This is a genomic window from Mesorhizobium sp. M0496, assembly GCF_040321205.1.
GTDB lineage: Bacteria > Pseudomonadota > Alphaproteobacteria > Rhizobiales > Rhizobiaceae > Mesorhizobium.
Window position 1 is genome coordinate 40,075 of the sequence record NZ_JAMYRC010000019.1, and the last position, 7,426, is coordinate 47,500.

Annotated in this window: 6 protein-coding genes (1 of these 6 cut by a window edge); 4 read left to right on the plus strand and 2 right to left on the minus strand. The window is 63.0% G+C overall.

Annotated features, from left to right (window positions below):
- Window positions 1-41 precede the first annotated feature (41 nt).
- From clpB to NKI73_RS17455, 3 genes are all read left to right on the plus strand, one after another.
- Window positions 42-2,648, plus strand: coding sequence for an ATP-dependent chaperone ClpB (clpB, locus tag NKI73_RS17445; RefSeq protein WP_352631765.1), 2,607 nt, complete (start codon window positions 42-44; stop codon window positions 2,646-2,648).
- A 58-nt stretch (window positions 2,649-2,706) separates the two neighbouring features.
- Window positions 2,707-3,072, plus strand: coding sequence for an MmcQ/YjbR family DNA-binding protein (locus NKI73_RS17450; RefSeq protein WP_352631767.1), 366 nt, complete (start codon window positions 2,707-2,709; stop codon window positions 3,070-3,072).
- 151 nt (window positions 3,073-3,223) lie between these two features.
- Complete coding sequence (locus NKI73_RS17455) at window positions 3,224-4,744, plus strand: L,D-transpeptidase family protein (protein ID WP_352631856.1); 1,521 nt, start codon at window positions 3,224-3,226, stop codon at window positions 4,742-4,744.
- On the opposite strand, the gene NKI73_RS17460 is transcribed toward NKI73_RS17455, so the two are convergent.
- A complete protein-coding gene (locus NKI73_RS17460; protein ID WP_352631769.1) occupies window positions 4,718-5,350 on the minus strand; it encodes a TMEM175 family protein in 633 nt (210 codons plus the stop codon). The two genes, NKI73_RS17455 and NKI73_RS17460, sit on opposite strands and share 27 nt — an antisense overlap.
- Before the next feature lie 155 nt (window positions 5,351-5,505).
- Between NKI73_RS17460 and NKI73_RS17465 the strand changes: the two genes are divergently transcribed.
- Entirely contained in the window at window positions 5,506-7,065 is a 1,560-nt protein-coding gene (locus tag NKI73_RS17465) for an MFS transporter (RefSeq protein ID WP_352631771.1), read from the plus strand.
- Between the two features lie 29 nt (window positions 7,066-7,094).
- Here NKI73_RS17465 and NKI73_RS17470 read toward each other — a convergent pair whose 3' ends face one another.
- A protein-coding gene (locus NKI73_RS17470) for a M23 family metallopeptidase (protein ID WP_352631773.1) crosses the window boundary here: on the minus strand, window positions 7,095-7,426 show its end. It continues 1,636 nt past the right edge of the window; 332 of the gene's 1,968 nt are visible here — the last part of the coding sequence; the start codon falls outside the window, past its right edge — the gene reads right to left on this strand; its stop codon occupies window positions 7,095-7,097.

Here is a 7,426-nt window from a genome sequence, read left to right on the forward strand (position 1 = left end):
TCCGGTGCCGCAAAGCGGGCCGGTGATGGAAGGAGACAAATATGAACCTTGAGAAATACTCAGAGCGCGTGCGCGGCTTCATCCAGTCCGCGCAGACAATGGCGCTCTCCCGCAACCACCAGCAATTCACGCCTGAACACATCCTGAAAGTGCTCGTCGACGATGACGAGGGCTTGGCCGCGTCGCTGATCGAGCGCGCCGGTGGCAACGTCCGCGACGTCAAGCTTGGCGTCGAGACGGCGCTCGAGGCGATGCCCAAGGTCGAGGGCGGCAATGGCCAGCTCTATCTGGCGCAGCCGCTGGCAAAAGTGTTCTCGACCGCCGAGGAGCTGGCGAAGAAGGCTGGTGACAGCTTTGTCACGGTCGAGCGGCTGCTGCAGGCGCTTGCCATGGAGAAATCGGCCAAGACGGCTGACATCCTGGCCAAAGCCGGCGTTACCGCGCAGGCGCTCAACCAGGTCATCAACGACGTCCGCAAGGGCCGCACCGCCGATTCGGCGAGTGCCGAACAGGGCTATGACGCGTTGAAGAAATATGCGCGTGACCTGACCGCGGATGCGCGTGCCGGCAAGCTAGATCCGGTCATTGGTCGTGACGACGAGATCCGCCGCACCATCCAGGTGCTGTCGCGCCGCACCAAGAACAATCCGGTGCTGATCGGCGAACCGGGTGTCGGCAAGACGGCGATCGCCGAGGGCCTGGCGCTGCGCATCGTCAATGGTGACGTGCCGGAATCGCTGAAGGACAAGCAGTTGATGGCGCTCGACATGGGCGCGCTGATCGCCGGCGCCAAATATCGCGGCGAGTTCGAGGAGCGGCTGAAGGCCGTGCTCTCCGAAGTTACTTCGACCAATGGCAACATCATCCTGTTCATCGACGAGATGCACACGCTGGTGGGCGCCGGCAAGGCGGACGGCGCCATGGATGCGTCGAACCTGTTGAAGCCGGCGCTTGCGCGCGGTGAATTGCACTGCGTCGGCGCCACCACGCTCGATGAGTATCGCAAGCATGTCGAGAAGGATGCAGCCCTTGCCCGCCGTTTCCAGCCGGTTTTCGTCGATGAGCCGACGGTGGAAGACACCGTTTCGATCCTGCGCGGCCTGAAGGAAAAATACGAGCAGCACCACAAGGTGCGCATTTCGGATTCGGCGCTGGTGGCGGCGGCGACGCTGTCCAACCGCTACATCGCCGACCGCTTCCTGCCCGACAAGGCGATCGACCTCGTCGACGAAGCCGCATCGCGGCTGCGCATGCAGGTCGATTCCAAGCCCGAAGCACTGGATGAGATCGATCGCCGTATCATGCAGCTCAAGATCGAGCGCGAGGCGCTGAAGGTCGAGACCGACGATGCCTCGAAGGACCGGCTCGCCCGTTTGGAAAAGGAACTCGTCGGCCTTGAAGAGGAATCGACCGAGATCACCGCCAAGTGGCAGGCCGAGAAGCAGAAGCTCGGGCTCGCCGCCGATCTCAAGAAGCAGCTCGACGAGGCGCGCAACGACCTCGCCATTGCCCAGCGCAAGGGTGAATTCCAACGCGCCGGCGAGCTTGCCTATGGCAAGATCCCGGAACTGGAAAAGAAGCTGAAGGTGGCCGAAACCCAGGACGGCAAGGTCGGCATGGTCGAAGAAGTGGTCCAGCCCGACCATGTCGCCCATATCGTCTCGCGCTGGACCGGCATTCCGGTCGACAAGATGCTGCAGGGCGAGCGCGACAAGCTGCTGCGCATGGAAGACGAGATCGGCAAGCGTGTGGTCGGCCAGGGTGAGGCGGTGCAGGCTGTCTCGAAGGCTGTGCGTCGGGCTCGTGCCGGCTTGCAGGATCCGAACCGGCCGATCGGCTCGTTCATGTTCCTCGGGCCGACAGGCGTCGGCAAGACCGAACTGACCAAGGCGCTGGCGAGCTTCCTGTTCGACGACGAGAGCGCGATGGTGCGCATCGATATGTCGGAGTTCATGGAGAAGCACTCGGTTGCCCGGCTGATCGGCGCGCCTCCCGGCTATGTCGGCTATGAGGAAGGCGGCGCGCTGACCGAAGCGGTGCGGCGGCGACCCTATCAGGTCGTGCTGTTCGACGAGATCGAGAAGGCGCATCCGGATGTCTTCAACGTGCTGTTGCAGGTGCTCGATGACGGCCGCCTAACCGACGGGCAGGGCCGCACGGTCGACTTCCGCAACACGCTGATCATCATGACGTCGAACCTGGGTGCTGAATATCTCGTCAATCTCGGCGAGGGCCAGGATGTCGATGAGGTTCGCGACGAGGTGATGAATGTCGTCAGGGCGTCGTTCCGGCCGGAGTTCCTCAACCGCGTCGACGAGGTGATCCTGTTCCACCGGCTGCGCCGGCAGGATATGGGCCGCATCGTCGAGATCCAGCTCAAGCGGCTGGAAAGCCTGCTCGTCGATCGCAAGATCACGCTGTCGCTGGACCAGGAGTCGATCGACTGGCTGGCGGCCAAGGGTTACGACCCGGCCTATGGCGCGCGGCCGCTGAAGCGGGTGATGCAGAAGGAACTGCAGGACCCGCTGGCGGAGAAGATCCTGCTCGGCGACATCCTCGACGGCTCTACCGTCAAGGTGACAGCCGGTTCCGACCGGCTGAATTTCCGCTCCAAGCCGACGATCGTCGCGGCGGAAGCGGCAGCCTGATCCAACGCCGCGCGTCCATCCTGGACGCGCGGCTTTTTTCATATAAACGGGGGCGGGGATGACGCTGGACGACTATAACGGCTTCTGCGCATCGCTGCCTGCGACGAGCCATGTCGTCCAGTGGGGCGGAGCCCATGTCTGGAAGGTCGGAGCCAAGGTCTTCGCGATCGGCGGCTGGGACCAAGGCCAGCAGCTCTTCGTTACCTTCAAATGCTCCGAAATCGCCTATGATGTGCTCAAGGAGCAGCCGGGCCTGCGACCCGCGCCCTATCTTGCCTCGCGCGGCATGACATGGATCCAGCGTCGGACAAGCCAGAGCATGGATGATGCTGCGCTGAAAGACTATCTGCGCGAGAGCCATCGCCTTGTCGCCCTGAAGCTGACGAAGCAGGCGCGCAAGGAATTGGGGCTTGCCGCAGGCTAGCCAATATTCGTCGAGGTGCCGGGAAACCGCCATCTTCATGCCCGGTTCATATTGGAACCATAGGCTGGGCAAATGGTTTGCTGGCGAAGGGGTTCGCCTTACAGGGACAACGCCGGGCGGCGGCAATTACGGACCGGAGAGCTTCGCCACCATGCTGCGCACGATCTTCACCCTTTCGGTACTTGCCGGCGGGTTTTTGTCTTCGAATTCCCTCGCTGCGCCGACGCAGGACAGCGCACCACCGATCGTCCGCGCCGCCAATGACGGTGGCATCCTGCTCGCGCAGGACGGCAATGTGGACATTTACTACGACGCCAGGGGCAACCGCGTCATTGTCGATGCCGATACCGGCAAGGTCATCGCCATCCAGCCGCCGCAGACGCGGCTCGACCGCCGCGTGCTGCGTCGCGAGACACGGCTGCGCGAACTGGGCCGCGCCCCCGATGACAATGACCGCTACTATCTCGACGATCCGGAAGACATGGCGCGGTTCCGCCGCAAGCAGCTGGAAGAGGAAGGCCGGGTCATCCCGCCGCCGGCGGACGAATACGATCCCAACAGTGACAATTCCGTGGAAGCCTATCCGCCGCCACTGCAGGACGATGGCAGCTACGACAACAATTATCCCGATGCACCCCAGCCGGCAGAGCCGCAGATCATAACGCGTCAGCCGCTGGACGAGGCCTCGATAGACCCTGGTCAGCCTGCGGCACCGACCGAACAGACCATGCCCGGGGATCAGGCGGCACTGCCGCCGAAGATCGGCGGCAAGACCATTGAGCCGTCGCTTTCGCTGGGAGCGCGCGAGGACGTCGCAGCGCTGCAGGTGCTACTCGACCGGGGTGGCGCTTCGCCTGGCGTCATCGACGGGCGTTTCGGTTCGAACGTCGACAAGGCGCTCGCCGCCTACAACCAGATCACCGGCAGCAATCTGCGATCGACCGATGCGGTCGGCATCCAGGCGGCACTGGCGCAATCCGGCGGCGACGCTTTCGCCAACTACACGATCACGCCGGAGGATGCGGCCGGCCCGTATGTCGCCTCGATCCCGGAAGACTACAGCCAGAAGGCGCAGCTCGACCGCATGGGCTATACGTCTGTGACTGAAGCTCTGGCGGAGCGCTTCCACATGGACGAGAATTATCTCAAGGCGCTCAACCCGGACATCAACTTCAATCGCCCCGGCACGATCATCAAAGTCGCCAATTTCGGCAGGCTGGTCTCGACGCCGGTGGCCCGCATCGTCGCCGACAAGGACAAGAAAGAGGTTTTCGCCTATGATGCCGGCGGCAGGCTGGTGGCAGCCTATCCCGCCACCATCGGCTCGTCGGATACGCCGTCACCGTCCGGCACGCATGCGGTATCGCGCGTCGCGCTCGATCCGAACTACACCTACAACCCCAGCATCAATTTCAAGCAGGGTCAAAACAACAAGATCCTGACCATTCCGCCGGGCCCGAACGGTCCTGTCGGCTCGGTCTGGATCGCCCTGGACAAGCCGACCTACGGCATTCACGGCACGCCGGACCCATCGAAGATCGGCAAGACCGAAAGCCATGGCTGCGTGCGCCTGACCAACTGGGATGCTCGTGAACTGGCCAAGCTGGTGTCGCCGGGTGTGACGGTGGAGTTTGTCGGCGGACCTTCAGCCGATGATTTTGCGCAGCAGTGAACTCCGAAGTGCGGCGGCATAGATCAACTGCACGACCAGGATGAAGCCGATGCCGAGCAAGGGATTGACGAATGACAGTGCGGCGCCGATCGCCCACAGGATTTGCGCCTTGACGATGCGCAGATAGACCGTGCGTTTGGTTTCCGCATCGACGTCCTCTGCCAAAAAGCCGTTTTTCTCCGCATAGCGCCAGCTGGCGAACAGCGTGACGCCGAGCATCAGCAGATTGAGCCAATAGACGAGCACCGCGATTCTGAACTCGAGGAAGTCGGCCAAAAGGTCGGTCGAGAACAGCAGCAGGGCGATGAAGCCGAGAAAGCAGAGGTTCAGCGTGGCAAGCCGTCGGTCGGATCTGGCGATCAGGCCATGCTGAGCCTGCTGGCCGAACCAGAAGATGGTCAGCGTCAGGAAGCTCAAGGCGTAGGTCAGGAAACGTGGCGCCAGTGCCGCGATCGCGGCAAGCAGGTCGCGTTCGGAATGGATTGCTTCGTGCGCCGGCACCCTGATTTCGAGAACGATCAGGGTGAGCGCGATGGCAAACACCCCGTCGGTGATGCCGACGATACGGCCGCGTCCCTCCGCCGATGCTTCAAGTGGCCGCCTCATCGATGTCTTCCCCGTTTGCAAGTTTCCAGGAAACCTAACATGGCTGCCGCCGTTTGCATCAGAACAGGCGCAATCCCGGCAATGTGGGCTGGTTTCAAGGATAGCAGACCGCTGGCCGGTTGTTGCCGTTGCACCGGAGGTCTAAGCAAGGTTCCATGCATTCACCAAGCGCAGCTGCCGCCGTCCCGCTGACCAGTCCGGCCACGAACGGCACGTTCTGTCCGCAAGCGCAGCGGCGATTTGTGCTGATCGCGGCCATCCTGGCTTCGGCGCTCGGCTTCATCGACGGTTCGATCCTGGCCATCGCCACGCCGGCGATCCGCGTCAATCTTGGCGCCAGCCTTGCCGAGGCACAGTGGATTTCCAACGCCTATGCGTTGACGCTATCGGCGCTGATCCTTGCCGGCGGTGCCGCTGGCGATCGATTCGGGCTGCGCCGCGCCTTCGTGGCCGGCATTGCACTGTTCATTACCGCTTCGCTTGCCTGCGCGCTGGCGCCGAATGCAATTGTGCTGATCGCATTTCGCGCCGTGCAGGGCATTGGTGCGGCCATCATGGTGCCGGGCAGCCTCGCCATCATCGCCAAGGCCTACCCGAAAAAGGAACGCGGCCGCGCTATCGGCATCTGGGCGGCGGCTTCGGCGCTGACCACGGCACTTGGCCCGGTGTTCGGCGGCTTCGTGCTGTCGGCTTTCGGCGACGGCATCTGGCGGGCGATCTTCGCCATCAACCTGCCGCTCGGCCTTATCTCGATCTATCTCCTGCTGGCCAAGGTTCCAGCCGATACGCCGACCGAGAAACGCAGCCTGGACCTCGGCGGTGCCGCACTCGCGACATTGGCCTTCGGTGCGCTCGCCTACGGGCTGACCTCGATGAGCGCCAGCGGTGAGGGCCACATGGCCGGGCCGAGCATTGCCGCCGGCGTCGTATTGCTGGCTGTCTTCATCGTCTTCGAGCTTCGGCAGCGCGAGCCGATGATCGACCTCAGCCTGTTTCGCGTCGGCGCTTTCGCCGGCGCCAATGTCGCGACGTTTTTCCTCTATTTCGCGCTGTCGGCCAATCTTTTCTATCTGCCGATGCTGCTGATCGCCGGCTGGGGACTGAGCACGGCCGAGGTTGGCTTCATCTTCGTGCCGCTGTCGGCATCGATCGCACTTCTATCAGGACCGGTCGGCCAGCTGTCGGACCGGATCGGCCCGCGTTTTCCGATCGCCAGCGGCAGCCTTGTGGTGGCTTTCGCCTTTGCCGGACTTGCCTTGCTTGCCCATGCCGGCATCCACAATTTCTGGACGGGAACATTCCCGCTGATGGCGCTGATGGGGCTCGGCATGGCGCTGGTCGTGTCGCCACTGTCGACCGCGATCATGACGGCGGTGGAAGACAAGGATACGGGTGCGGCATCCGGCATCAACAATGCCGTCTCGCGCATCGGCGGCCTGATCGCGGTGGCGGCGATGGGCTCGCTTGCCGCCTGGGTCTATGCACATACACTGGATGGCAATGAAACGCCCGGCGTGCCGGGCTATGGCGAACCGGCAACGGTTGCGCTTGCGCCGGCCGTCGACGCGGCAAGGCTTGCCGCCAGCGACGCAGCGTTTGCCGCGGTCTCTTCGGTGACCGCGCTGCTTTGCCTGCTTGCGGCTGTCATCGCCTGGACGACCATTTCCGGCCAACGGCTGCCATGGCCGCAGCATGCCGAAAATCCGCAAGGCTGAGAAATCGGCAAAGCCAGAAAGCCGACGGATCAACCGTCGATCTTGGCACTCGCAACCTTCAGCGAATCGCTGTCTTCCTGCTTCAACAGTTCGTCGATGCGCTCGCGTTCACGTTTGAAAGCGACGAGATCGTCACCTTTCAGCACCTTGCCGACCGGCAGCCGGACGCGCATCGAATCGACTTTGGTGCCGTTGACGATCAACTCGTAGTGGAGGTGCGGACCGGTGGAGAGACCGGTCTGGCCGAGATAACCAATGATCTGCCCCTGGCGCACGCGGGCGCCGGGTTCGATGCCTTTAGCAAAGGCGCTCTGGTGATTGTATGATGTCTCGTAGCCGTTGGCATGGCGCAGGATGATCT